Raw genomic sequence first — 22,946 nt, 5'->3', positions numbered from 1 at the left:
TCGGTTACTGGCTAATGGCTCCCATCATATCGTCAAGCACGCGCTGGGCCGCCACGATGGAGGCGTTGAGGAACCAGGGATCACCGTCCACGTTTTCGGCGCGGCCCTGCTGTACCACCTCTAAATTGAGCCACAGGGAATTATCCAGTATCTCGGCGGCGGGGCCGGAGAAGGAATAAAAGAGGTAATCGGCCTCTAATTCCTGGAAGTTCTCGGGCGAGATTTCCTTATTCGGTTTATCGGTGAAGGTCTGCGATTCGGGGCGCTCAAACCCGGCGTCGCGGGCCACGATTCCAGCCAGGGAGTGCTCCCCGTGCATCACGTACTGGCTGCCCTTGCTGCGCACCAGGGAGATGGTACCGCCGCTGCCGCGCTGCTCGGCCCAATCGCTGGCGCGCTGCTCATAATCGGCCAGCAAACTATCGGCCTCCGCGCGCTTGCCCACCGCATCCGCGATGATGCCCAGGTCCTCTTTCCACTTCTCCGAGCCGCCATTGCTGAGCACCACGGGAGCCAGGGCTCGTAGGCGTTCCAGGAGTTCGGAATCGGCGCGCTGGTTAGCCAAGATGAGGTCCGGCTCCAGGGCCGCGATCTTTTCCACCGAGGGGTTGGAGCGCTCGCCCACCACCTCAATATCATCAAGCAGGAATTGTTGCCCGAACTCCTCCTTCAAGAAGTCCGGCACGCCGGTGGAGGCGGTGGCGTCGGCCGCAGCCGTGGCGATGCCCACCGGCATGAGCCCCAAAGCCAACAGGGTATCGAGCTGCCCGGTGTTAAGCGCCACGATGCGCTGCGGGGTGCCGGTGCTATCGCTGGAGGTCTCCGGGGAGGAATCGTTAGAGCAGGCCGCGAGCGCCACGGCGGCACCGCCCAATAAGCCCAGGCCCAAGAAACCGCGGCGGCTGAGCGCGCGTTGCTGAGAGTTCTTCATAGGTCCCTACCTTAAAGAACAATGGCAAGGCATACCTAATTTAATATCAGTGCGAGGGGAATCAGCGGCCACAGCCCGCGCAAGTAATAGCCCAGAATCTCGGGCGAAAAGCTTACGCCCATGCCGGTATCAAAGAAGGAGAAGGTATCCACCCGCGCGGGCTCCCCGCGCCGCCAACCGATCCAGAACCACACCAGTGGCACCGCCAGTACCTTCCACGAGGCCACGGATACGCCCAGGCCCGCCGAGCCCAGCACCCCATCCAGGCCCAGCAGCCCCACCGAACCCAACAAAGCGGCGGTACCCAGCAATCCAGCCGAACCCAGCCCCACGGCGCACAATAAAAACACCCAACGCGAGGCAGAATCTACACCCATGCGACGAAAGTCCGCGGCCCGATACACCCCGGCGCACAGAAAACCCCAGGCAGCCACGGTGATAAAGGCACCCCCGGCCCCATAGGCCGGGGCGAGTGCGCAGTGCCAGATCAGCACGGCCAGCGCGCCCAGTAAAAGATACGAGCGACGCCACAGTCTGCGCCACGCCAAGCCCAGGGGCGTCGCGGAGCCTCCCCTGCTCCCTCCGCGCGCAGCACCACGCCTCCACCCAGCACGAGAACCAGCACCAGAACCCCAGCGTGAACGCCCTCGCAGCCAGTGGATAGCCAAAAGATCGGCCACCACCTCCGTGTCTTGGAGCCCGGAGAGGTTTTCCATCAATTTCCGCGTGCGCCCGGCGCGCAGCAAGGTGGGCAGATCATCGCCGCGCGCCCTCACATATCCCACCATTCCCCGAGCCACCACCGCAGCAACCGCCATCGCTCCCGCAGCCCACAGGCTGTGCCCCGCCGCCGCGCCGAGAAAGGCCCCCACCACAGCGCTTATGCCCAGGTGAATCGCGGTCACGCTATCGGTGCGCGGCAACCTGGCGCGCGGCCGGTAATGCCACACCCACTTTTCCTGGGAGATACCCCGCAGCGGAACGAGCCTTTCCGCGAGCACCAGCAGCAGCACCGCCACCGCCAGGACCGCCGCCCAACGCAGCGGGGCGGCCACGATCTCCCCGGAATCCCCCGGTTGCACGCCACGTACAAAGATGCCTCCCAACAGCGCCGCCACGATGCTGCCGAGGAAGATCGGGGACAGATAATCGCTGGCCTTATCTATCAGCGCAAACATCACTCCTCCCCCAGGCGCAGCACCTCATCGCAGCCCTCCATCACCCGCGGGGAGTGGGTGGCCACCAGCACGCATACCCCCTGCTCGCCTAAGTATCTCAGATGTTCGATGAGAAAGTCCGTCCAATCGCTATCCAGGTGACGCTCGGGTTCGTCGATAAGCAATACCTCGGCGTGCGCGCCGAGCTGCATTCCCAGATAAGCGCGCTGGCGCTGCCCAGAGGAGAGCGCCCACAGGGGTGCGTTGAGGATATTGCTTAGCGCCCACGGCTCCACGATGTTTTCTCTTCTGAGTTTCAACAGGTCCAGGTGTTCGCCCACGGTGAGATCGGGGAAGAATACCGACTCCGCGATGAGCGACACCCCCGTGGTGCCCGTGCTCGTGGGGGTGGCGTCGTAAAGCACCTCGCCGTCGAGCGGCGCGAGTTCCCCCGCGATGGTGGCCAGCAGAGTTGATTTACCGCTGCCGTTGGGGCCGGTGAGGGCGTACATGGTGCCGGGATGGAATTGGTACCGCAGGCTCCCCAGGGGTTCGCCGTGACCGTAGGTGCAATTCACATTGAGTGTCACATTTTCCTTAAACTTTGGTCTCATTTTGCCATATGTATTTCACAATATTTCATCGCACGGTATACGGTAAAAGTATGTCAGCGCTTATCGACGCCTCCGCGCCCCGCCGCGCCCGCCACCTTAGCGTGGCAGCGATAGTGACGGCGGGGTCCCTTCTACTCGCCGCCTGCGGCACGGAATCCGATACCTCGACCACCCCCTCCCAGGCCGCCACTCAACGTTCCTCCGACGGTGAAAGCACCGGTGCCCAGGCCACCACCGGAGCGGGCCTGACACCCCTGGGCGATGCCGACATTTCCATGAAAACCATGCGCCCCTCAGAACCCTCCGAACTCGTGGTGACCACCATGCGTACCGGGGTGCACGAGGGCTTTGACCGCGTGGTCTTTGAAATGCGCGGGGAAGGAAAACCCGGCTGGTACGTGGACTACACCGACCACCCCACTCAGCAAGGCTCCGGTAACCCCATCAAGTACCACGGTGCCACCGCCCTCACCGTGAGCATTGACGGCACCGTTTATCCCTTTGACCTCGGCATCGAGGAACCCCATCTGGATCGCATTACCCCCACCGACGGTGGCAATATCACCGACGTCATCAGCGCAGGCACCTTCGAGGGGCGCTCCCAATTCATCGTGGGCATGAGTAAAAAGGTGCCCTATTCCGTGCAGGTTCTCGACGGCCCCACCCGCCTCGTCATCGACCTCGTGCCCTAACCTGCATTCATGCTCCCCTACTCCGATGTGCGTTCGCGCATCACCCCCATCCCCACCCCAGGGCTGGTGCGCCTGAGTTCTAGCCTGCTCGGGGCCGCCGCCGTGGCGCTGCCCTCCACCGACCTCGGCTACGGGATTCAATTCCTCGGGGTACTGCTGTGCTCGGCCCTCGCCATCGCCTTCCCGTTCCTGCACCCTTACCGGGGACGAGTGCGCGCCTATCGCGCAGAAAAGGATGCCCCTTGGCGCCCTCAGCTCTGGCAGTTCCTTCCCCTCTTCTTCCTCTGGCTGGCGCTCATGCTCGCCCCCGTCATCGCACCTGCACCCTGGTGGGGCAGCGCCTTACTCTTTGCCGCAAGCGCCGGGTGGCTCTACCTCACCTTCCCCCACGTGGACGGCACGCGGGCGCTGGCCTATATCGACGCCCCGCCTACCGACGCCCGCCGATAGCCCCGCTCTTTATACATCTTTATAGATCGCCAATCTATAAAGATGTATAAAATAGCCCCATGCAGCCGAGCCCCTATACCCCCGGAGCCGTGGCCCGCGAGATCATTGGACGCGATAAGCAGCTCACCTCCATTCAGCGCAGCCTGGCCATGCTGGTTTCCTTTCCCCGCTTGGAGGGACGCATCCAGGTATTCGTGGGGCCGCGCGGCGTGGGCAAAACATCCCTTTTGCGCACCGCTCAGCACGAGGCCGAGCGCCTTGGCCTACATACGGTGTGGGTCACCGCCGGTGACGGGAACTTCCTTGAAGAACTCCTTTCGCAGTTCTCCCGCTATGCACATCGGTGGACAGACACCGCCTCCTTCTCCTTCGCCGGGGTAACCCTCAATAATAAAACACAAGAAAGCCCCGTTCGCGCTGGGTGGGGGCGTCAATTACAGGCGGTGCTGGAAAAAGCTGGTGAGAGTGCCCAGAAAAACTCCCACAAGGGCCTGGTGATTCTCATAGATGAGATTCAAGCCGCCGACCATGAGGGGTTGCGCGCCCTGGCTTATGCCTGGCAGCACATGCAATCGGAAAACCCCGACCTCCCCCTCATCGCTCTCACGGCGGGGCTCTCCCACACCCAGGACGTCATCACCGATGCCGTGAGTTTTGCCGAGCGTTTTCGCTACGTCCACCTCAACAATCTCGACGAAACCGCCTCGCTCACCGCGCTCACCCGCCCCGCCGAACTCCACGGTGTGCACTGGGCACCGGAGGCCACCGACGCCGCGCTCCGACTCGCCTCGGGCTACCCCTACTTCCTCCAACTCATAGGCGACCTCTCCTGGATAGCCGCCGGAGACCCCGACCCCGGCGGAATCATTCTGCCCACCCACGTGAATACCGCGCGGGAGGACTTTTCCAGTGCGCAAGAAACTCTTTTCCGATCGCGCTGGATGAAGGCCACCGAACGGGAAATAGACATCATGGTGGCTATGGCCCAGCTTGGCGACGGCCCCGTGCGGCGCGGCGACATCGCCAAGCAGATGGGTGCGCGCACCACGGACATCAGCATGGCGCGCCGCTCCCTCATGGATAAGGGGTTGGTCGATTCCCCTCAGCACGGTTTTCTAGAGTTCACCGCCCCCGGCTTTGCCGAGTTCGTGCGGAGTTCCACCGCGGTCTAGCCCGTCCGTGGTAGTCCGCTCGCTAATCCAACCTCCCCCGCAGTTCCTCGGCCTCGTCGGCAAGATCGGCCAGGGTATCCTCGTCCCATTCCTGCGCCACGCGGTGTTCCTCGGGGCTGAGCGCAAAGTACTTCAGGGCCGTGGCGATCTGGGTAATGCGGTGGCCGTCGGCGTACAAGTGTACCTGCCCCTGCCCGCCACCGAGTTCTGCGAGATCCACCACTCTCCCGGCCTCCTTGGCCTGGGCGACCGCGATTCCCAGCGCCGCGGCGAGCAAAAAGGCATCGCCCTGGGGCAAGCGCGAATCCGTGTAATTACCCCCGAGTTTTTCTAATCCCCATTCTTCATATATCTCCGCTAGGTCCACTACCCCTGCGGCGTGGCCCTCCATATAGGCCACCACTACCGCCATTTCCTCGGTGTTTCGCAGAGATACACTCATAGGCTCCCACCCTACGCGCTGCATAGCCAGAAAAGCCCCTTACCCACCCTCACCAATTCTCGCGGTTATCCCAGCACCCGGTAATAATCTGTTATTTGTGAGCGGTACCCTTGTGCGGTGTGATGGGCTTGGTCATTAAATGAGCCGGACTCGAACCGACTGCCCCATACGCCCCACGGGGTGCCATGGAGACACGCAATAAAGGCTGGCGTGTCGCAGCCTGGTGCTCGCTGATAAGGCGAAAAATTGGCTACCTGCTTCTGGCCTTTAATTCTCGATCAAATCGGTGCTCCAATTCACCTGCTGGATACCCGTATCCCACTGGCGATATTCCTTGGCCGCCGTATCCATAAGGGCACGCATCTCGGCCACATTCACGCTGGCCACGTAGCGGATCTCGCTGCGGGAATAGCGATCCTGCCGGGTGCTGGCCGCCTTAGCGAGGTCGGCATAGAGCGTGCGCCGCTCCTTGGCCTCATCGCGCAGGGCGATGGCGTCGGTGAGCGTGTGCTCCTTATCAAAGGGCGTCGCCATGTTCGTGGCATTAATCCGGCGTACCAGCCAGGTAATGCGCTCTAACAGGTGCTCGGCCTCGGCCAGCAGGGCAGCGGGGTCCTCGCCAGGCTCCTCGCCCTCTTGCACCCGCGCCACCAGCCTGAGGCGCTCCCGAAGTTGTGCGTAGCGGCGCTGTGCCTCCGCGCGTTCGGCTAGTGCCTCTGCCAGTTTCATCGTTTTACTCCCATTCAATCGTTGCCGGGGGCTTGGAGGTCACGTCCAGTACCACCCGGTTAATCTCTGCTACCTCGTTTGTAATGCGCGTAGAAATCTTCTCCAGCACGTCATAGGGAATACGCACCCAGTCTGCCGTCATAGCGTCCTCGGAGGCAACCGGACGCAACACAATGGGGTGCCCGTAGGTGCGGCCGTCGCCCTGCACGCCCACCGAGCGGACGTCCGCAAGCAAAACCACCGGGCACTGCCAAATCTGCTCGTCGAGCCCGGCATTGGTGAGCTCCTCGCGGGCAATGGCGTCGGCGGCCCGCAGAATCTCCAGGCGCTCCTGCGTAACCTCACCGATGATGCGGATACCCAGGCCCGGGCCGGGGAAGGGCTGACGGTTCACGATCTCCTCCGGCAGGCCCAGCTCGCGGCCGACGGCGCGCACCTCATCCTTGAAGAGCAGGCGCAGCGGCTCCACCAGGGTGAACTCCACATCATCGGGTAGCCCGCCCACGTTGTGATGGCTCTTGATATTCGCGGTGCCGGTGCCACCGCCGGACTCCACCACGTCCGGGTACAGGGTGCCCTGCACCAGGAAGTCCACGCTGGACCCCTCCGGGGCACCGTCGAGCACCCCGGCCACGGCGCGCTCGAAGGAGCGAATGAACTCCGCACCAATAGCCTTGCGCTTGGCCTCCGGCTCGGACACCCCGGCCAGCTTATTCAGGAAGGCCCCGCGCTCGTCCACGGTAATCAGGCGAGCGCCGGTGGAAGCCACAAAATCCTTCTCCACCTGCTCGCGCTCGCCCTGGCGCAGCAGACCGTGATCCACAAAGATACAGGTGAGGCGATCACCGATGGCGCGCTGCACCAAGGCCGCCGCCACGGCGGAATCGACGCCGCCGGAAAGGCCACAGATGGCACGCCCCTCGGGGCCCACCTGCTCGCGCACGGAGTCAATGAGCTGCTGGGCAATATTATCGGCGGTCCAGTTCTGCGGCAGGCCCGCGATCTCGGTGAGGAAGCGCGTGAGCACCTCCTGACCATGCGGGGAGTGCAGCACCTCGGGGTGATACTGCACGCCGGCCATACGCTTGGCAGGGTTCTCAAAGGCCGCCACCGGCGCGCCCGCCGTGGTCGCCGTGACCTCGAAGCCCTCCGGTGCCTGGGCCACGGAATCACCGTGGCTCATCCACACCTTGTGCGTGACTTCGAAGCCGCGGTGCAGGTTGCCGCCGGAAACCTCCATGTCCGTGCGGCCATACTCGCGTTGACCGGTGGCGGCCACCTCGCCGCCCAGGGCATTGGTCATCAACTGGAAGCCGTAGCAGATACCAAAAATAGGCAGGCCCAGATCGAAGATCTCCGGGTCCAGGGAGGGGGCACCCTCCGCGTACACGGAGGAGGGACCGCCGGAAAGAACCAAGGCAGCGGGGTTCTTTTCCTTAACCTCCGCCGCCGTGATCGTATGCGGCACTACCTCGGAGTACATGCGGGCCTCGCGCACGCGGCGGGCAATGAGCTGCGCGTACTGGGCACCAAAATCGACAACGAGAACCGGGCTGGGGAGATGAGTCTGCTGCGCTTGAGTCACAGCCCATTACCCTACCCGAGGGGTGTCAATTCCCCTAGAGCGAGGCTCTCACCCCCTTAGCTCCACCACCACCGGCGCTTGCGCTCCTTGCGGCGCTTCCGCCAAGGCTCAAGCTCATCAAGGGCCCGCAGCTCCCACGCCGGATTGGGATACTTGCGAAAGTACTGTTTGGGGTCGGCCATGAGGAGGCTTACAAGCTCGGCATCGGTGGCATCAAAAAAGTTGCCGGCCACGGGTTCGTTTTTATTATTCATTGCTTTCCTCCCGATTTCTTACCCCTCCCACTCTACTGAGCCTCACCCCGGAAGTCACCGCTTCCTCTAGACATATCTATGTACGGCACCTCCTTCTGGGCCGCAAAGGTCACCGCCAATAGGGAGGCTAGGTTCATCACGATCTGTTCATCCACCGAGGTAAAAGCGCCCGTTTCCGCAGAATCAACCAGTAACAGGCCATAGAGGCATCTCCCCGCAAAAACCGGGGCGGCAACAAAGGAGCCTGGCAGCAGGCCTTTTCCTTCTTCTCCTAGATTCTGTGCATCGGCGATCAAACAGCTCTCACCCCTCATCGCCCGCATAAAGGTTGCATCGGGCGCGGCAAATATCCTCTCGGAGGATCGCCCCGAGCTTCCCGCCATGCCCCAATCCGGCGCCTTCAACCAGGCATCGCCCATGCGCTCTACCCCGAAGTAATGGGCCCGCACCTCGCTTAATTTCGCCTCACTCTGCCCAGCGAGGTTCCTCGCCTGTTCCACCACTATCATGCGCGCCCCGTGCAGGTATTCCCGTTGTTCACGCTTGCGGGCCAGGTTCAGCGCTGCACGGGCAGGCACGCTGGCCATATTCAGATTTCTAATGATGTACTGTGCCTGCCGCTCCTTTGCTGCTTCGCGCAATTCCGCTACCTTCCTGCGCCGCGATTCCTGATAGGAGCGAATCAGCAGGGCCAGCACCACGCATCCCGCCCCTACGAGGAATAACAGCGCGCGGCTCCACCCTGACACAAAGGAGGCCGCCGCCACGAGCAGAGTCCCCACCACGCCGCATAGTTCCACCCACAGGGCACGCACCCCAGCCACCCTGCGCAGAAGAGGCGGCTCCGGCAGAGCCACCTCAGCGTAAGCGTTCACCAATAATCCCCCCGATCCCCGTTCTTACCCCGTTACCGCAAGCCCCACCTTTTGAAAGGACTTCAGATCAGTGTAGCCACACTTGGCCATCGCGCGGCGCAGCCCGCCCACGATATTTTGCTGTCCCAGGGCATCACGGGAGGGACCGTGCAGAATCTTCTCCAAGGTGGAGATGTGCTCCGAACCTCCGAACATCTGCGGGCTCTCCACCAGGCCGCGCGGGAAGCGCGGGTGGGCGGCCGCCGAGGGCCAGAAAAAGCCCTTGCCCCCGGCCTCGGCCGCGTTGGAGAGCGGAGAACCGAGCACCACGGCGTCGGCACCGCAGGCGATGGCCTTGGCGACGTCGCCGGAGTAGGAAATATCTCCATCGGCCAGAATGTGCACGTAGCGGCCACCGGTTTCGTCCAGATAATCCCGGCGCGCGGCGGCGACGTCGGCAATGGCGGTGGCCATCGCGGGCTCGATTCCCAGGGCGAGCCCATTGGTATTATCCCCGCCGCCCACGATCACACCCGCCGCACCGGTGCGCATGAGGTGTAGGGCCGTGGTGTAGTCGGTCACGCCTCCGGCGATCACGGGAACCTCAAGGGAACCGATGAAGTCCTTGAGATTCAGCGGCTCGCCGCCTTGGGTGACGTGCTCGGCGGAGATGAGCGTGCCCTGAATAATCAGCAGTTCCGCCCCGGCGGCGATCACCTTGGGGGCGAGTTCGCGGGCGTTTTGCGGAGAAACGCGCACGGCCACGATGGCGCCCTCGGCGCGCACCGCCTGGATTCTCTCGGCCAGTAGATCATCGTCGATGGGCGCGGAGTGAAGCTCTTGGAGCACCCCGATGGCCTCGGAGGATTCGAGCCCCGTGGCGCGCTGAGCGGCGTCGATAACGCGCTGGAGCGCCCCCTCCAGGTCGGCGTGACGGCCCCACAGCCCCTCGGCGTTAATCACCGCCATGCCTCCCTGCTTGCTCATCTCCACCACGAACTCCGGGGTAGCCAGGGCGTCGGTGGGGTGCGACATCACGGGAATATCGAAGGTGTAGGCATCGATGTTCCAGGTGGTGTCCACGTCCTTGGAGGAGCGGGTGCGCCGGGAGGGCACGATGGACACATCCGATAGGCGGTAGGTGCGGCGCGCCTCGCGGCCAATGCCGATCTCAACGTAATCGCGCATGAGGGTGCTCAGTTCTCCTTGGGATTAGTGGTAGTTGGGGGCCTCGACGGTCTGGGTGATGTCGTGCGGGTGGCTTTCGCGCAGGCCAGCGGTGGTGATCTGCACAAAGCGAGCCTTCTGCAAATCGGGGATGGTGGCCGAGCCGGTGTAGCCCATCGCCGCGCGCAGACCGCCCACGATCTGATGGGTGATGGTGTCGATGGAACCGCGGAAGGGCACGCGCCCCTCGATACCCTCCGGCACCAACTTGTCCTCGCTCTTCACGTCCGCCTGGAAGTAGCGATCCTTGGAGTAGGAGCGCTTCTCCCCCGTCAGGCCGCGGCCCTGCATGGCCCCCATCGAGCCCATGCCGCGGTAGCGCTTGTACTGCTTGCCGCCCACCACAACGATGTCGCCGGGGGCCTCGGTGGTGCCCGCCAGCATGGAGCCGAGCATGACGGTGCTGGCACCGGCGGCCAGGGCCTTAGCGACGTCGCCAGAGAACTGCATGCCACCATCGGCAATGATGGGCACGCCTGCCGGAGCGGCGGCAGCGGAGGCCTCCAAGATCGCCGTGATCTGCGGGGCACCCACACCGGCCACCACGCGGGTGGTGCAGATGGAGCCGGGGCCGATGCCCACCTTGATGCCGTCCGCGCCCGCGTCCACCATCGCCTGCGCGGCCTCGCGGGTGGCGAGGTTGCCGCCCACCACGTCCACGCGATCGCCAAAGTCCTTCTTCACGCGGGAGACCATCTCCAGCACGCGGTTATTGTGCGCGTGGGCGGAATCGACGATGAGCACGTCCACGCCCGCATCAACGAGCTGGCCCGCGCGCTCGTAGGAATCCTCGCCGGTACCGATGCCCGCGGCCACCAGCAGGCGGCCGGAAGAATCCTTGGAGGCATTGGGGTACTGCTCGGACTTCACAAAGTCCTTCACCGTAATCAGGCCCACCAGCTTGCCCTGCTTATCCACGATGGGCAGCTTCTCCACCTTATTGGCGCTGAGCAGTTCCAGGGCTTCTTCCTTGGTCACGCCCTCCTGCGCGCTCACCAGCGGCATGGGCGTCATGACCTCGCTCACGCGGCGGTTCACATCCGGCTCAAAGCGCATATCGCGGTTGGTGCAAATACCCACCAAAATGCCCTCATCGTCCACCACCGGCAGCCCGGAGATACGGAAGCGGGCACACAGGGCGTCTACCTCACCAATGGTCATCTCCGGGGAACAGGTCACCGGATCGGTCACCATGCCGGACTCGGAGCGCTTGACGATCTCCACCTGCTCGGACTGCTCCGTGGCGGACAGGTTGCGGTGAAGCACACCAATGCCGCCCTGGCGCGCCATTGCGATGGCCATGCGTGCCTCCGTCACCGTATCCATCGCCGCCGAGGCGATGGGCAGGCCCAGGCGGATATTGCGGGTGAACTGCGAGGATGTATCCACATCGCTGGGCACAACATTCGATTCTGCGGGCAGAAGAAGCACGTCGTCGAAGGTCAGCCCCCGCAGCAGCACCTTATTGGGATCATCTCCGCCAGTAACCACGTGCTGCACCATAAAACTCTCCTCACTGTTGGTGGCCCCGCAGGGTCTCGTTTCGCTTGCTACATACTCTAACCGCATAACCCCCAAGCCTCTTCCCCGCCGCCTATCGACGCCCCCGTGGCCCCTGTTTTCGTCCCCTGTTTCCACGACCTCACAGGCACCGCTGAGCCGCCGACGCCGTGGGAATTGCCAGTATGTATACCCTAATCATAGGATCGGCCTTGTGAACTTCGATTCTCAGATGCCGCTTGACCCCTTTGCCGACGATCCGAACGACCCCGCCTCGTTCCTCGCCGGTGACGAGCCCATGCCGCCGCTGACCGACGAAGAACGCTTGGGAATTGAGCGCGACCTCGCCCTGGTTCACGAGTTCAAGGCCCTGCTAGAACCCAAGGGAATCCTAGGTATCTTTTTCTTCTGCGAGGACTGCGAGGAAAACCATTACTTTAGCTGGGATATTCTGGCCGCTAACATGCGCGCGACCCTAGAAAACACCCTCAGCCCCGTGCACGAGCCAGGCGCCGCCCCCGATATTCACGCCTACGTTCCCTGGGACTACGCCCTGGGATACCTCGATGGCATGCGGGATAGTTAGAACCGCCCTTGAGGTAACCTTTATCTTTGTATGCACGGACCAGAGAGAAAACAATACCTCTCATGGCCCGCTCACTCCAGCACAACCGCCGGAGGCATTTATTCCTCCTTCTTCTGTACCGGGTCCGCTTGGTACGCGGAAGAGTGAAACTCGATAAAGAAAATATTATGAAATCAAATAGAATAAATACCCTCATGGGAGTAATGGGGACAGCAATTCTCCTCACCGCCTGCGCCACCGATACCGAAAACAATTCCGCCGAGAGCCCCGAGAATACAGCCCTACAGATTGCCGATCAGGGAATATTCTCCGCAGGAGGCGCGGTAACCACCTCCGAAGGAACCTTCAATCCCGCAGATCAATGGGAGGAAACAGGAGCAGGCCAAACCTCTCACGTAGATCACGCTAACGTCTTGTACCAGATTCCCGAGGATGAATCTGGGCTTCCGATGATTTTCCTCCACGGCTACGGACAATCGCGCATGGGATGGCAGACCACCCCCGATGGCCGCGATGGCTGGTCCGATTACTTCCTCAAACAGGGCCATAGCGTCTACCTTGTAGACCAGCCACGCCGCGGTGAGGCCGGGCAAACATCCGTCTCGGGCGACATCAGCACCAAGACATTGGACCAGCGGTGGTACACGCAATTCCGCATTGGGCGCTGGGAAAATGGAGAATCACGAGTCTACGAGGGATCACAATTCCCCAACGACGCGGAATCCCTCAACCAATTCTTCCGCCAGATGACCCCCGATACGGGAATGCGATCAGACATGGGCGCCGATTATGACAACGAGGTTGTCTCGCGCGCACTGGCAGCGACCGTCGATGAAGTCCATGAGCGAACCGGTAAGAAACCCATCCTGGTCACTCATTCGCAAGGAGGAAATGCGGGCTGGACGGCAGCCCGCTACTCGGACAACGTGGCGGCGATCGTCGCCATTGAACCAGGAAGCGCCCCGGCGGTGGATAGCGAAGAGTTCCGGGCCATTGCCGATAAGAACATTCCCGTGGCGTTCTACTATGGCGATTACATTGATAATGGCGATACCGCCGTTCAAGCCACCGCTATGTGGCAGGGCATGCGCCAAAGCGCCTACGATTTTACCGCCGCCCTCAATGAGGCAGGTGGTAACGCGGTAACCGTCAATCTACCCGCCGAGGGGATCACGGGTAACACGCACTTTATCTTCCAGGATAAGAATAGCGATGAGGTTGCCGCACGCGTTGAGGAGTGGATTAAGGAGAACGCTTAGCGGTATTGCCGGTGAGTGGCACCGAGATTCCACAAGGGGCTTCGGAGCCACTTAATCTGCATTCTCTATGAGCCATAAGGTCACGTCGTGATGATTATGACGACCTTCAACGAGATCAATCACTACTTGGCCAGATTCTTCATAACGAGCTGAAATACTAATCCCCTGTATCCCTAGATACGTCATGGCCGCCCACCATGCAGTGCGCTTATTAGCGTCAATAAACGCATGAGCCCTGGCAACCCCTTCCAGCAATACCGCAGCGCGCTCCATAATAGTGGGATAAAGAATCACTCCAAAAACTTCTTGGAGCGGACGCGCCAAAGCGGCCTCTAGCTTCCCTGCGTCTAAAAGCGTAGGACTTCTTCCACATAGTTCTTCATTAAATCTGACCACATCTTTCATGGGCAGACATAGCGGAACATCTATCACTTATCTTTGAGCCATTCAAGCGTGGCAGCCCACTTTTTCGCTTGCTGGCGGCCAACTTCTTCCACTTTCGCCACGTCTGCCGAGGAAAGAGTCTCCGAAGGCGCACTCGGAACGCTACGCCGTTCCTCCATCAGCGCTTGCTTCATGTAAAAGTTTCGCATCTCTTTCACGGTAATTACTTCTCTCCCCCGCTCTTCCTGCTTCAAACCTCGTCGAGCCCGCTGCCACGGTTCCTCTTTATGAGTCCGGTCAGAAAGTTCCTGAGCGGAAAAATCTCCATAAAAATCTACCACCGCTTCCACTACAGCTTTTTGAACATCGCTTAGATCTCTCGAAGCAGCGGCTAACTTTCCGTTCACTCGCTTATATTTATTCTCCCGATATAAATTCGGAACCACCGGCCCATCACGCCATGCCTGAACTTCATCGTCAAAAAGAGGTATCCCCCTCCAAGCCAACGACCATGCCTGAGCATAATAGGTAAGTTTTTGTATTTTCATCGCTCCCCCCTCGTCCAGCGAGACCATTCCCTCAATATATGCTGCCACATCGACAGCACTCACCCGCCTATCCACGGCCGTTCCACCTCCCTGTAATTACAACCCAGCCCCCTCCTGCTGGCCGAGGGAGTCCGTCTGATCTTGATTTGATCCTACAAGTGCTTCCTGAACCGGCGAGGCCGCTCCCGCCGTGGGGTCCACCGCCTGCGGCTCACCATCGGAAACCGCACCCGCGCCTGTGCTATCGCCCAGCCCTGCACCTGGCACGGTCACGGTGGTGGTCACCGTCTGCGTAACGGTCTCCGTCACCATCGCTCGCGGTTCCGTAGCCGGAGCAGGGGCGGGTTGTTGAGCCCGCTCGCCTTCGCGCTGCGGCTGTTCAGAGCCCGGGGCGGGAACCGTGGTGGTCACGGTCACCGTCGTCGTAGCGGCGTCGCGATTGGCATTATTCCGCTCCGCACCGCGGGGAGCACCCGCCGAGGAATCAGGCTGCCGGCCATCCTCCTGCGGCACCCGCGCCGCCTCCTGAATGTCCTTGGCCATGAATCGAGCTTGCTCGATGAGCAGGCGCACCCCATCCATGTCTCCGCGCTCTGCCAGATCATTCATCTCATCGAGAGTGCTGGCGAGCTCCACCACATCATGCGAGGATTCGCTGCGCGGGAAAAGCGTGGTGGAAAGCCCATAGAGCGGGGAATCCGGCCCGGCATTAAACAGCACCGCGCCGCTGCCCGCGATCACCACGGTGGCCGCGGCAGCACCCAGCAAACCGGCAAAAACGGGGCTCATGCGCCGCTTTTTCAGCTCCACCACCTGCGCTTGCAGTTGCGGGGGCTCCGGCATGGGCTTGGCGACGTCGCTACGCAGTTCCAGCAGCATGCCCGCCAACGGGTCCGTGCCCTCGCTGGGGTCTATGCCTTGGGAGAGGTCGTCAAGGAAAGCATCGACGCGATCCAGCTCTTGCTGGTGACGATCATCGTTCATCATCACTCTCCTTGTCCTAGTTCTTTCCGAAGGCTCGCTAGCGCTCGGTGTTGCGCCACGCGAACAGCCCCCGGGGTGCTTCCCACGATGGCTGCGTTTTCTTCCGCCGATAAACCTACGAGCACCCGCAGCGTGATGATTTCGCGGGCTTTCTCGTTAAGTGAATCGAGAAGTTCGCGCACTCTGTTACTACCGTCTGTGACCAGGGCTTCTTCCTCTGGATTCGCCTCCCTTGACGTAGAATCTGGCACCTCATCTGTGGGGTGGGATTGATCGCGCACATCGGTTCTGCGGGCATCCGCTACCTTGTGGCTGACCACCCCGTACACGTAGGCCATAAAGGGGCGTCCGCGATCCGTGTAGCGCTCAATGGAATGTACTACGGCTAGGCAGGCATCTTGCGCTATGTCCTCAGCTCCGGGAATACGCCCATTGCTAATTCGGGCGCGCACATACCGCAGCACCAGCGGATGAATGATCTCTATGATGCGCTGCAATGCGTGACGGTCCCCCGCTACCGCATCAGGTACGAGAGCCTGTAGCTCTTCTTCGGCTTCGCTCACGTCCTATCCTTTTCTCGGCAGCGATGGGCACCGATCAAGCATACGCCAGCCATGCCTTTTGCACCGAACATAAGCACCCATAAAAAGTTCACCTACTTTTAACCTTAAGGAGAAAGTGCAGGTGAAAGCGATTACAAGAAACCCTAAAAGGCCTTAGCTACGCCCTGGTAACCATTTGTCAATCTACTGTTCACCAAGAAGGTACACACTCGCCTCTGATATTCAGACCAGTAGCAAGGAGACCTTCTTCTATGCCGCAGCCTCACCTGCTCCCTGGCCCCAATGCAGACCTTTGGGATTGGCAAATCCACGGCGCCTGCCGTGGAGCGAACTCCGAGATCTTCTATCATCCCGACGGCGAGCGGGGGCGTGCCCGCACGCTCCGGGAGAATAAAGCCAAGGCCATCTGCCAGACCTGCCCCGTGATGGAACTGTGCCGGGAGCACGCCCTGCGTGTAGCCGAGCCCTACGGAATCTGGGGCGGCATGAGCGAATCAGAGCGCATGGTGCAGCTGCGTAAGCGTCGCCACTCCTATTCCTCACTCAACAACACCCGCGCCTCCCAGGGGCGCAGGGTGGACGTGGTGGCGGCTTCCTCGTAATTGCTCAGCACCAACCGCTGCTTCTCCCCGAGCCCCGCGCGCTCGTACTCCACCTCCTCAGAGGTGAAATTGACCACCACGGTCAATTCCTGGCCTCCCCACACCCGCCGGTAGGCGTACACGCTCGAGTTTTCCGGGTCTAGCGGCTCATAGGTGCCCTCGCGCACCACCTCCCGCAACGTGCCCTTGCGCAGGGTGAGGAGGCGTCGATAGTAATTCAGTACGGAGGCCGGATCATCCTGCTGGGCCTCGGCGTTGATCTCGGTGTAGCGGGGGTTCACCGCAATCCAGGGCTCGCTTTGCGGGTTGCTGCCACTGAAACCGCCGTGGGGCTGCGCGCTCCACTGCATAGGGGTGCGCGCATTATCGCGGCCGCGGGCATGCACCCTGGCCAGGGCATCGGAGGCGCTGAGTTCCCCGCGCTCCTCTACCGTGGTGCGATACCAGTTCACGCTATCGAGGTCGCGGTAATCCTCGATGCTGGGGAAGGCCACGTTCGTCATGCCGAGTTCCTGGCCCTGGTAGATGTACGGGGTGCCCTGTTGCAGATAAAGCGCCGTGGCCAGCGCCTTGGCGGAGACCTCGCGGAAAGCCTCGCTATCGTCGCCAAAGCGAGAGACTGCGCGCGGCTGATCGTGGTTATCCCAGTACAGGGCGTTCCAACCCTTGCCGTGTAATTCCACCTGCCAGGAATCCAACACGGCCTTGAGCTCCACCAGGCCGGGGCGATCCAGGCTCCATTTACCAAAGCGCTCGCTATTGCCCAGGCTCACGTGCTGGAAGTGAATGATCTGGCTGAGTTCCTGGCGCTCGGGCGCGGTGTAGAGCACGCCTTGGTCGGGCGTGGGACCATCGAGCTCGCCCACCGTCATAGCATTATCGCGTGCCCAGGCCTGGCGGTTCATCATATTGAGCCAGGTATGCACCTTGGGGCGGTTATTCACGAACTTCATCGAGGAGGTCACCCGGCCCGGCTCCTGGTAGGGATCGTCGGGGAAGCCCTCGGGCTTATCGGCGGTGCCGATGGCGTCCACCCGCCAGCCGTCCACGCCACGATCCTGCCACCAGCGGATCATCTCAAAGATTTCCTCGCGCACGGCGGGGTTTTCCCAGTTCAAATCGGGCTGCTTGCGGGAGAACATGTGCAGGTAGAACTGCTCGGTTTCCGCGTCCCACTCCCAGGCAGGCCCGCCGAACTCCGAACCCCAGTTATTCGGCGGCAGGGGCGTGCCATCGTCGGCATAACCGGCGGCATCGCGCCAGATGTAGTAATCCCGGTAGGCATTATCGCGGGAAGAACGCGATTGCTTAAACCATTCATGCTCGTCCGAGGTGTGATTGACCACCAGGTCCATCATGATTTTGATGCCCAGCTCGTGAGCGGCGGCCAGCATGGCATCAAAGTCCTCTAGGGTGCCAAAGTCCGCCATGATATTGCGATAATCGGAGATGTCATAGCCATTATCGTCATTGGGCGAGCTATACACCGGGGAAAGCCACACCACGTCCACCCCTAATTCCTTGAGGTAGGGCAGCTTTTGAGTAATACCCGGAATATCGCCAATGCCATCGCCATTGGAATCGCGGAAACTGCGCGGGTACACCTGGTACACCACGGAATCATGCCACCATTGCTTTTCCATCTTTATTCTCCTTCTCCGTCAACGTCCAGTTCCACCACAATGCCGTAATGGTCAGAAACCACCGGCGTATTCTTCCCATCAAAAACCACGCGGTGCGAGTCCACCCGCACCGGCGTATTCACCAGCGCATAATCAATCCGCGCCCCCTGCTCGCAGCCTTCCCAGCCAGCAATCTTTCCCCCCATCGTGTCATGTCCCTCCACCAACAGGGCCTCATCGCGGGTATCAATCCACCCCCCGGCGCGCACCAGGCTGTACCCCTCTCCCTCCACGGTGCAGGGACTGTTGAGGTCGCCCAGCACGCAGATCCGCTCGCCCGCGTGCTCTGCGGCAAAGCTATCGACGACCCCCCACTCCCCCGCAAAGAGCTCCTCGCCGCGAGCACGCCACCAGGAAAAATGCCCAGAGATAACCCAGCCCCAGGGGTCTACCTTCGCGGCCAGGGCCACGCGGCGGCGCACATCCTCATAAGGGTGCTCGGCCAGCACGAGGATCGCTACCTCGGTGACCGTGGGGGCGTCGGCAAGCCTGGCGTTGGCGAGCCCGGAGCCCGAGGTGCGCACCAGCAGCCCCACGCCCTCGTCGTACTTGCCAAAGCCCTGGTGAGCCTCCACCCAGTAGCAGGCGTATTCCTCGCCCAGGTGAGCGCAAGCCTCCGCGAGCGCCTGGGCGTAATTATCCGCGCCGATCTCTAGGGTGCTCGGCCCCCGGAAGCGCGGGGAGCGCCACGGCACCGATTCTTGGAGTTGATTGGCCTCTTGGAGCGCCACCACGTCGATCCCCTCGGCCACGATGAGGCGTGCGGTGTCCATGATTTTGGCGGGTTGATCCGCCTCGCACCAACTATGCGCATTGAGGCTGAGGAACTTCACGGCGGGGTTCTCCTTGGGCTGTGCTCGGCGGCTGAGTGAAGGGCTGCCTGCCACCCTAAAGCCGCGGCGGCTTCGCCAGGGGCACATCTGCGCGCAGGAATGGGCATCTGTGCCAAAAGCGTGGAACTTATGCCGTAATCCTCCACGGAGGGTGGTTTGTGAGCCAGAGCGCTTTAAAGTATCCCTGAAAGCCCTGGAAAGAAAAGGTGTATGACCATGATGGAAAAAGTGCAGCGCTTTGGCAGCGCCATGCTCGCCCCCGTGATGCTCTTCGCCGTGGCCGGCTTGGCCGTAGCGCTGGCAATTATTGCCCAAAATGAGCAGCTCATGGGTTCCCTGGCGGCACCCGGCACCTGGTGGAGTAACTTCTGGCAGGTCTGGGAATCTGGCGCCTGGACCGTGTTCAACCAAATGGAACTGCTCTTTGTGCTCGGGCTGCCCATCGCCCTGGCCAAGATGGCCAATGCGCGCGCCGTGCTTGAGGCCGCGCTGCTCTACCTCACCTTCAATTACTTTGTGGCGGGCTTTTTGGAGGTCTTTGGTTCCTCCTTTGGCATTGATTACGCCGCCGAGGCCGGCGGGGAATCCGGCCTGAAAATGATCGCGGGCATTAAGACCCTCGATACCGGCATCCTGGGCGCCATCTTCATTTCCGCCGTGGCCGTGTGGATTCACAACCGCTACTTTGAAAAGAAACTCCCGGAGTTCCTGGGTATCTTCCAGGGCAGCCAATTCGTGTACATCGTGGGCCTCTTCATCATGCTGCCCCTGGCCCTCGTGGTGTGCTTCGTGTGGCCGCAGGTACAGACGGGTATTTCCTCCCTCCAGGGCATTTTGGTGACCTCCGGTTCCCTCGGCGTGGGCCTTTATACCTTCCTAGAGCGCATTCTCATTCCCACCGGCCTGCATCACTTTGTGTACTCCCCCTTCGTCTTTGGCCCCGCCGTGGTGCCCGAGGGTATTCAGGCCCACTGGGTCAATAACCTCAACACCTACGCCGAATCCAGCGCTCCGCTCAACGAGCAATTCCCCGGCGGTGGCTTCGCCCTGCACGGCAACCCCAAGGTCTTTGCCCCCATCGGTATCGCGGCGGCCTTCTACACCACCGCTAAGCCGGAAAAGCGCAAGGCCATCCTGGCCCTGCTCATTCCCGTGGTGCTCACCGCCATGCTCACCGGTATCACCGAGCCCCTAGAGTTCACCTTCCTCTTCGTCGCCCCGGTGCTCTTTGCCACTCACGCCGTGCTCTCCGGCCTCATGACGGGCATCATGTACCAGTTCGGCCTCTCCGGGAACATGGGCGCGGGGCTTATCGACGTCGCCGCGCAGAACTGGATCCCCCTCTGGGCGCAGCACAGCGCCACCTACCTCATGCAGATTGGCGTGGGATTGTGCTTCACCGTGGTGTACTTCCTGCTCTTCCGCTTCCTTATTCTCAAGCTCAATCTCAAGACGCCAGGCCGCGAGGATGACAAGGACGTCAAGCTCTACTCCAAGCAGGAATACCGCGAGGCAAAGAAGAATAAGGCGCCGCAGAAGGAACAGGAAAAGCCCGCTGCCGACGACCCCTTCTCCCAACGTGCGGTGGACTTCCTGCGCCTGCTCGGCGGTGCGGAAAACATCACCTCCGTAAACAACTGCGCCACCCGCCTGCGCGTCTCCGTGGCCGACCCGAGCAAGGTGGCCGACGCCGAGGAGTTCAGCGAGGCCGGCGCCCTGGGGTTGGTGAATAAGGGCAAGGCACTTCAGGTGATCGTGGGGATGGACGTGGCCCAGGTGCGCGATAAGTTCGACGCGCTGGTGGCAGGAGGCTCCGGTGATGGTTCTGCCGGTGAGGCTGCTTCTGCTGATGCTGCCGAAACCTCTGCTGCTGATACTGCTGGTGGCGACGGCGGGGCGTCGGCAAGCGATCCCTTCTCCCAGCGTGCCGTGGACTTCCTGCGCCTGCTGGGCGGTGCGGAAAACATCACCAACGTGAACAACTGCGCCACCCGCCTGCGCGTCTCCGTGGCCGACCCAAGCAAGATCGCCGCGGCGGAGGAGTTTAAAGAAGCCGGCGCCCTCGGCCTGGTGAATAAGGGCACCGCGGTTCAGGTGATCGTGGGGATGGACGTGCCCCAGGTGCGTGACAAGTTTGAGAACCTGGTGAACGCCGGCGCGTAAAAGATACTTCCTCCCCTTCCGTGCGCATTGCTATGCTACGCAGGCAACTGTGTGACCACGCCAGGGGAGGAATACGTGAACCTAGAGAGCATTGTGGCCTCCGCCCAGGGCACCTGGAACGACACCGAGCGGGACATTCTTTCCTATCTCCTCGCCCACCAGGACGAGGCCGCCGAAGCCTCCGTGCAGCAGATCGCCCAACGCACCTATACCTCCACCTCCTCCGTCATGCGGCTGGCTAAACGCCTGGGCTTCTCCGGTTTCGCGGAGATGAAGTACTTTATCCGCACCGCGCTGCGACAATCGGAGGAACAGCCCTCCCCCGATCCCCTGGCCCTTCAGCGCCACGATCTCCTGGATACGCTCGACCACCTCGATTCCCTCTCCATCGAGCCCATCGTGGCGCGCCTCTACCAATCCAATACCGTGTATTGCCTGGGTACAGGCTCCTCTCAACGCCTGGCGGCCTCCGAGTTCGCCAAATCCCTCATGGCCAACGGCAAGCAGGCCACGGTGATTACCGATCTCACCGAGATGAAGGTGAGCCTGCCTATGATGAAGCCCAGCGATACCCTCGTGCTCATCTCCCTGGCAGGCACCAACCCAGACTTCATTGAGATTCCCCGAGCCGCCTCCCTCCGCGGAGTGCCCACCCTCGCGCTCACGCGACTGAGCAATAACCCCCTCGCCTCCGCCGCGCAGTGGAATATTCACTATTGCGCCAGCGCGCTCAATCCCCCGTGGCACGTGGGCGAGTTTTACTCCCTCATCGGCCTGAACGTGGCCGTGGATTACCTCATCCGCGCCTATATGGCTCACCGCCTGGAAAGGGAAAACCATGAGTCTGCTGAGTAATCCCCAACGCCTTGCCACCATTATCATCTGGTATTGGCTGCTCAGCGCCACCGCCCTCCTCCTCTTCGCCGGAGTGGTGGGAATCGGGGCGGGCACCGACATGCGCGCGCTCCTGACCGACCCCATCGCCGCCCTCTCCTTTGCCCAGGCATTTTTGGGGATACTCATGGCGGCCGTGCTGCATCTGATTGGGACGGAGAGCACCTGGACGTTTCCCTTCTGCCTCTTCGCCGTGGTGCAGCAGGTGGCCACCGGGAACCTCGTCGGGGCGGGGCTGGCCGTGGCCCTGGGCTTTGCTTATCGACGTCGTATTGGGGGCGCTTCTACGGCTTCCCATCCTGCTAGCGCTCCCGAAGCTCCCGAGCAGCGGTTTTTGGCTGGGGCGCTGCTGGTGTTCATCGCCCTGGCAAGCCTCTTAGTGGCCTTCGCTCAGTTTTCTCGGCTTGTGGGGTGAGGTGAGGCGGTAGTTTACCCCTATCTACTTCCCACTAGCTTCCCGCATATGTGGGAAGTTCTCCCTCTCCCCATCCTCAAACCCACCGCCTAGTACTCAAACTCCGTAGTTTCGTCATAAATCATCCCCTCATGGTGCGCATACTCCTCCGGTTTTCCGGGAAGAAGCGCACCGCGCACATCAGCACCGCGAAAGTCACAGTCATAGGCGTTGGTAGCGTCGAACCGAGCCCTACGCAGATCAGCGAAGGCAAAAGAAACACCCTTAAACTCCGACCCAATAAAATTAGCCTTCACCAAAACTGCACGCTCAAAACTCACCAATCTAAAATATGCAGAACCAGAGAGAAGGTTTGATAAATCTTCCCCCTCGAAGCTAATACTTTCAATCATGCCGCCTTTAAGGACCGGCCTAGTGATTCCAGAT

At 61.5% G+C, this 22,946-nt stretch carries 26 protein-coding genes; 9 read left to right on the top strand and 17 right to left on the bottom strand.

Annotation, left to right across the window (positions count from 1 at the left end; all coding sequences use genetic code 11):
• Positions 1-4 precede the first annotated feature (4 nt).
• From Clow_RS02585 to Clow_RS02575, 3 genes are read right to left on the bottom strand one after another with little or no spacing between them, the layout of a single operon-like run.
• Positions 5-931, bottom strand: a complete 927-nt coding sequence (locus tag Clow_RS02585) for an iron-siderophore ABC transporter substrate-binding protein (RefSeq protein ID WP_069724551.1) — start codon at positions 929-931, stop codon at positions 5-7.
• Between the two features lie 35 nt (positions 932-966).
• Positions 967-2,109 (bottom strand): hypothetical protein, encoded by a 1,143-nt coding sequence (locus Clow_RS02580; protein ID WP_055175792.1) that lies wholly within the window; start codon positions 2,107-2,109, stop codon positions 967-969.
• The gene (locus Clow_RS02575; RefSeq protein ID WP_245625667.1) at positions 2,109-2,678 is read right to left on the bottom strand and encodes an ABC transporter ATP-binding protein; all 570 of its coding nucleotides are present in this window, start codon (positions 2,676-2,678) and stop codon (positions 2,109-2,111) included. The genes Clow_RS02580 and Clow_RS02575 overlap by 1 nt, the downstream gene beginning before the upstream one ends.
• A gap of 74 nt (positions 2,679-2,752) precedes the next feature.
• Here Clow_RS02575 and Clow_RS02570 point away from each other — a divergent pair, with 74 nt between their 5' ends.
• The 3 genes from Clow_RS02570 to Clow_RS02560 are packed head-to-tail and all read left to right on the top strand — an operon-like array spanning position 2,753 to position 5,016.
• Positions 2,753-3,394: an AMIN-like domain-containing (lipo)protein gene (locus Clow_RS02570; RefSeq protein ID WP_055175786.1), complete on the top strand. Its 642-nt coding sequence runs from the start codon at positions 2,753-2,755 to the stop codon at positions 3,392-3,394.
• A 9-nt stretch (positions 3,395-3,403) separates the two neighbouring features.
• Positions 3,404-3,844 carry a hypothetical protein gene (locus Clow_RS02565; RefSeq protein ID WP_055175783.1) on the top strand — a complete coding sequence of 147 codons (441 nt, stop codon included), beginning with the start codon at positions 3,404-3,406 and terminating at the stop codon, positions 3,842-3,844.
• Positions 3,845-3,903: 59 nt separating this feature from the next.
• Entirely contained in the window at positions 3,904-5,016 is a 1,113-nt protein-coding gene (locus Clow_RS02560; protein ID WP_055175780.1) for an AAA family ATPase, read from the top strand.
• A gap of 22 nt (positions 5,017-5,038) precedes the next feature.
• Here the strand turns inward: Clow_RS02560 and Clow_RS02555 are convergent, their stop codons facing one another.
• The 7 genes from Clow_RS02555 to guaB form a co-directional block, all read right to left on the bottom strand.
• Complete coding sequence (locus tag Clow_RS02555) at positions 5,039-5,458, bottom strand: imm68 putative immunity domain-containing protein (protein ID WP_069724564.1); 420 nt, start codon at positions 5,456-5,458, stop codon at positions 5,039-5,041.
• Positions 5,459-5,725: 267 nt separating this feature from the next.
• Positions 5,726-6,187, bottom strand: a complete 462-nt coding sequence (locus Clow_RS02550) for a DIP1984 family protein (protein ID WP_055175774.1) — start codon at positions 6,185-6,187, stop codon at positions 5,726-5,728.
• A 4-nt stretch (positions 6,188-6,191) separates the two neighbouring features.
• Positions 6,192-7,772 carry a glutamine-hydrolyzing GMP synthase gene (gene guaA, locus Clow_RS02545; RefSeq protein WP_055175771.1) on the bottom strand — a complete coding sequence of 527 codons (1,581 nt, stop codon included), beginning with the start codon at positions 7,770-7,772 and terminating at the stop codon, positions 6,192-6,194.
• A gap of 56 nt (positions 7,773-7,828) precedes the next feature.
• Entirely contained in the window at positions 7,829-8,026 is a 198-nt protein-coding gene (locus Clow_RS02540) for a hypothetical protein (protein ID WP_055175769.1), read from the bottom strand.
• 32 nt (positions 8,027-8,058) lie between these two features.
• The gene (locus Clow_RS02535; protein WP_055175767.1) at positions 8,059-8,901 is read right to left on the bottom strand and encodes a GAF domain-containing protein; all 843 of its coding nucleotides are present in this window, start codon (positions 8,899-8,901) and stop codon (positions 8,059-8,061) included.
• 24 nt (positions 8,902-8,925) lie between these two features.
• A complete protein-coding gene (locus Clow_RS02530) occupies positions 8,926-10,068 on the bottom strand; it encodes a GuaB3 family IMP dehydrogenase-related protein (RefSeq protein ID WP_055175764.1) in 1,143 nt (380 codons plus the stop codon).
• A gap of 24 nt (positions 10,069-10,092) precedes the next feature.
• Positions 10,093-11,610, bottom strand: a complete 1,518-nt coding sequence (gene guaB, locus Clow_RS02525; RefSeq protein WP_055175761.1) for an IMP dehydrogenase — start codon at positions 11,608-11,610, stop codon at positions 10,093-10,095.
• A 211-nt stretch (positions 11,611-11,821) separates the two neighbouring features.
• Here guaB and Clow_RS02520 point away from each other — a divergent pair, with 211 nt between their 5' ends.
• Positions 11,822-12,193 (top strand): DUF5319 domain-containing protein, encoded by a 372-nt coding sequence (locus Clow_RS02520; protein WP_055175759.1) that lies wholly within the window; start codon positions 11,822-11,824, stop codon positions 12,191-12,193.
• 203 nt (positions 12,194-12,396) lie between these two features.
• Positions 12,397-13,452 (top strand): alpha/beta hydrolase, encoded by a 1,056-nt coding sequence (locus tag Clow_RS02515; protein ID WP_211256911.1) that lies wholly within the window; start codon positions 12,397-12,399, stop codon positions 13,450-13,452.
• 51 nt (positions 13,453-13,503) lie between these two features.
• Here the strand turns inward: Clow_RS02515 and Clow_RS11280 are convergent, their stop codons facing one another.
• Genes Clow_RS11280 through Clow_RS02500 form a run of 4 tightly spaced genes read right to left on the bottom strand, consistent with a single transcriptional unit; the run spans position 13,504 to position 15,931 of the window.
• Positions 13,504-13,857 carry a type II toxin-antitoxin system death-on-curing family toxin gene (locus tag Clow_RS11280; RefSeq protein ID WP_082418476.1) on the bottom strand — a complete coding sequence of 118 codons (354 nt, stop codon included), beginning with the start codon at positions 13,855-13,857 and terminating at the stop codon, positions 13,504-13,506.
• Between the two features lie 23 nt (positions 13,858-13,880).
• Positions 13,881-14,447 carry a Panacea domain-containing protein gene (locus Clow_RS02510; RefSeq protein WP_211256910.1) on the bottom strand — a complete coding sequence of 189 codons (567 nt, stop codon included), beginning with the start codon at positions 14,445-14,447 and terminating at the stop codon, positions 13,881-13,883.
• A 33-nt stretch (positions 14,448-14,480) separates the two neighbouring features.
• Positions 14,481-15,371, bottom strand: a complete 891-nt coding sequence (locus tag Clow_RS02505; RefSeq protein WP_211256909.1) for a hypothetical protein — start codon at positions 15,369-15,371, stop codon at positions 14,481-14,483.
• Positions 15,371-15,931 carry a sigma-70 family RNA polymerase sigma factor gene (locus Clow_RS02500; RefSeq protein ID WP_055175748.1) on the bottom strand — a complete coding sequence of 187 codons (561 nt, stop codon included), beginning with the start codon at positions 15,929-15,931 and terminating at the stop codon, positions 15,371-15,373. Before Clow_RS02500 ends, Clow_RS02505 begins: the two co-directional genes overlap by 1 nt.
• 251 nt (positions 15,932-16,182) lie before the next feature.
• Between Clow_RS02500 and Clow_RS11275 the strand changes: the two genes are divergently transcribed.
• Positions 16,183-16,533 carry a WhiB family transcriptional regulator gene (locus Clow_RS11275; RefSeq protein ID WP_082418475.1) on the top strand — a complete coding sequence of 117 codons (351 nt, stop codon included), beginning with the start codon at positions 16,183-16,185 and terminating at the stop codon, positions 16,531-16,533.
• On the opposite strand, the gene Clow_RS02495 is transcribed toward Clow_RS11275, so the two are convergent.
• Positions 16,464-18,176 carry a glycoside hydrolase family 13 protein gene (locus Clow_RS02495; protein ID WP_055175745.1) on the bottom strand — a complete coding sequence of 571 codons (1,713 nt, stop codon included), beginning with the start codon at positions 18,174-18,176 and terminating at the stop codon, positions 16,464-16,466. The genes Clow_RS11275 and Clow_RS02495 overlap by 70 nt on opposite strands.
• A 2-nt stretch (positions 18,177-18,178) precedes the next feature.
• A complete protein-coding gene (locus Clow_RS02490; RefSeq protein WP_055175742.1) occupies positions 18,179-19,048 on the bottom strand; it encodes an endonuclease/exonuclease/phosphatase family protein in 870 nt (289 codons plus the stop codon).
• Between the two features lie 216 nt (positions 19,049-19,264).
• Between Clow_RS02490 and Clow_RS02485 the strand changes: the two genes are divergently transcribed.
• From Clow_RS02485 to Clow_RS02475, 3 genes are read left to right on the top strand one after another with little or no spacing between them, the layout of a single operon-like run.
• Positions 19,265-21,211 (top strand): PTS sugar transporter subunit IIBC, encoded by a 1,947-nt coding sequence (locus Clow_RS02485; protein ID WP_082418501.1) that lies wholly within the window; start codon positions 19,265-19,267, stop codon positions 21,209-21,211.
• A gap of 51 nt (positions 21,212-21,262) precedes the next feature.
• The gene (locus tag Clow_RS02480) at positions 21,263-22,066 is read left to right on the top strand and encodes a MurR/RpiR family transcriptional regulator (RefSeq protein WP_156334540.1); all 804 of its coding nucleotides are present in this window, start codon (positions 21,263-21,265) and stop codon (positions 22,064-22,066) included.
• A complete protein-coding gene (locus Clow_RS02475; protein WP_055175736.1) occupies positions 22,050-22,520 on the top strand; it encodes a hypothetical protein in 471 nt (156 codons plus the stop codon). Before Clow_RS02480 ends, Clow_RS02475 begins: the two co-directional genes overlap by 17 nt.
• Positions 22,521-22,609: 89 nt before the next feature.
• Here Clow_RS02475 and Clow_RS02470 read toward each other — a convergent pair whose 3' ends face one another.
• On the bottom strand, positions 22,610-22,912 hold the full coding sequence (locus Clow_RS02470; RefSeq protein WP_169786561.1) for a pentapeptide repeat-containing protein: 303 nt from the start codon (positions 22,910-22,912) through the stop codon (positions 22,610-22,612).
• Between the last annotated feature and the right edge of the window lie 34 nt (positions 22,913-22,946).

Source organism: Corynebacterium lowii, from assembly GCF_001412085.1.
In the GTDB taxonomy this organism is placed as follows: domain Bacteria; phylum Actinomycetota; class Actinomycetes; order Mycobacteriales; family Mycobacteriaceae; genus Corynebacterium; species Corynebacterium lowii.
This window is presented reverse-complemented; position numbering and strand designations above follow the sequence as displayed.

What these genes read in the sequence shown, in the direction of transcription:
- Clow_RS02585 (WP_069724551.1), bottom strand. Translation starts at nt 931, where the DNA reads ATGAAGAACTCTCAGCAACGCGCGCTCAGCCGCCGCGGTTTCTTGGGC.
- Clow_RS02580 (WP_055175792.1), bottom strand. Translation starts at nt 2,109, where the DNA reads ATGTTTGCGCTGATAGATAAGGCCAGCGATTATCTGTCCCCGATCTTC.
- Clow_RS02570 (WP_055175786.1), top strand. Translation starts at nt 2,753, where the DNA reads ATGTCAGCGCTTATCGACGCCTCCGCGCCCCGCCGCGCCCGCCACCTT.
- Clow_RS02565 (WP_055175783.1), top strand. Translation starts at nt 3,404, where the DNA reads ATGCTCCCCTACTCCGATGTGCGTTCGCGCATCACCCCCATCCCCACC.
- Clow_RS02560 (WP_055175780.1), top strand. Translation starts at nt 3,904, where the DNA reads ATGCAGCCGAGCCCCTATACCCCCGGAGCCGTGGCCCGCGAGATCATT.
- Clow_RS02555 (WP_069724564.1), bottom strand. Translation starts at nt 5,458, where the DNA reads ATGAGTGTATCTCTGCGAAACACCGAGGAAATGGCGGTAGTGGTGGCC.
- Clow_RS02550 (WP_055175774.1), bottom strand. Translation starts at nt 6,187, where the DNA reads ATGAAACTGGCAGAGGCACTAGCCGAACGCGCGGAGGCACAGCGCCGC.
- Clow_RS02540 (WP_055175769.1), bottom strand. Translation starts at nt 8,026, where the DNA reads ATGAATAATAAAAACGAACCCGTGGCCGGCAACTTTTTTGATGCCACC.
- Clow_RS02530 (WP_055175764.1), bottom strand. Translation starts at nt 10,068, where the DNA reads ATGCGCGATTACGTTGAGATCGGCATTGGCCGCGAGGCGCGCCGCACC.
- guaB (WP_055175761.1), bottom strand. Translation starts at nt 11,610, where the DNA reads ATGGTGCAGCACGTGGTTACTGGCGGAGATGATCCCAATAAGGTGCTG.
- Clow_RS02515 (WP_211256911.1), top strand. Translation starts at nt 12,397, where the DNA reads ATGGGGACAGCAATTCTCCTCACCGCCTGCGCCACCGATACCGAAAAC.
- Clow_RS11280 (WP_082418476.1), bottom strand. Translation starts at nt 13,857, where the DNA reads ATGAAAGATGTGGTCAGATTTAATGAAGAACTATGTGGAAGAAGTCCT.
- Clow_RS02505 (WP_211256909.1), bottom strand. Translation starts at nt 15,371, where the DNA reads ATGATGAACGATGATCGTCACCAGCAAGAGCTGGATCGCGTCGATGCT.
- Clow_RS11275 (WP_082418475.1), top strand. Translation starts at nt 16,183, where the DNA reads ATGCCGCAGCCTCACCTGCTCCCTGGCCCCAATGCAGACCTTTGGGAT.
- Clow_RS02495 (WP_055175745.1), bottom strand. Translation starts at nt 18,176, where the DNA reads ATGGAAAAGCAATGGTGGCATGATTCCGTGGTGTACCAGGTGTACCCG.
- Clow_RS02485 (WP_082418501.1), top strand. Translation starts at nt 19,265, where the DNA reads ATGATGGAAAAAGTGCAGCGCTTTGGCAGCGCCATGCTCGCCCCCGTG.
- Clow_RS02475 (WP_055175736.1), top strand. Translation starts at nt 22,050, where the DNA reads ATGAGTCTGCTGAGTAATCCCCAACGCCTTGCCACCATTATCATCTGG.
- Clow_RS02470 (WP_169786561.1), bottom strand. Translation starts at nt 22,912, where the DNA reads ATGATTGAAAGTATTAGCTTCGAGGGGGAAGATTTATCAAACCTTCTC.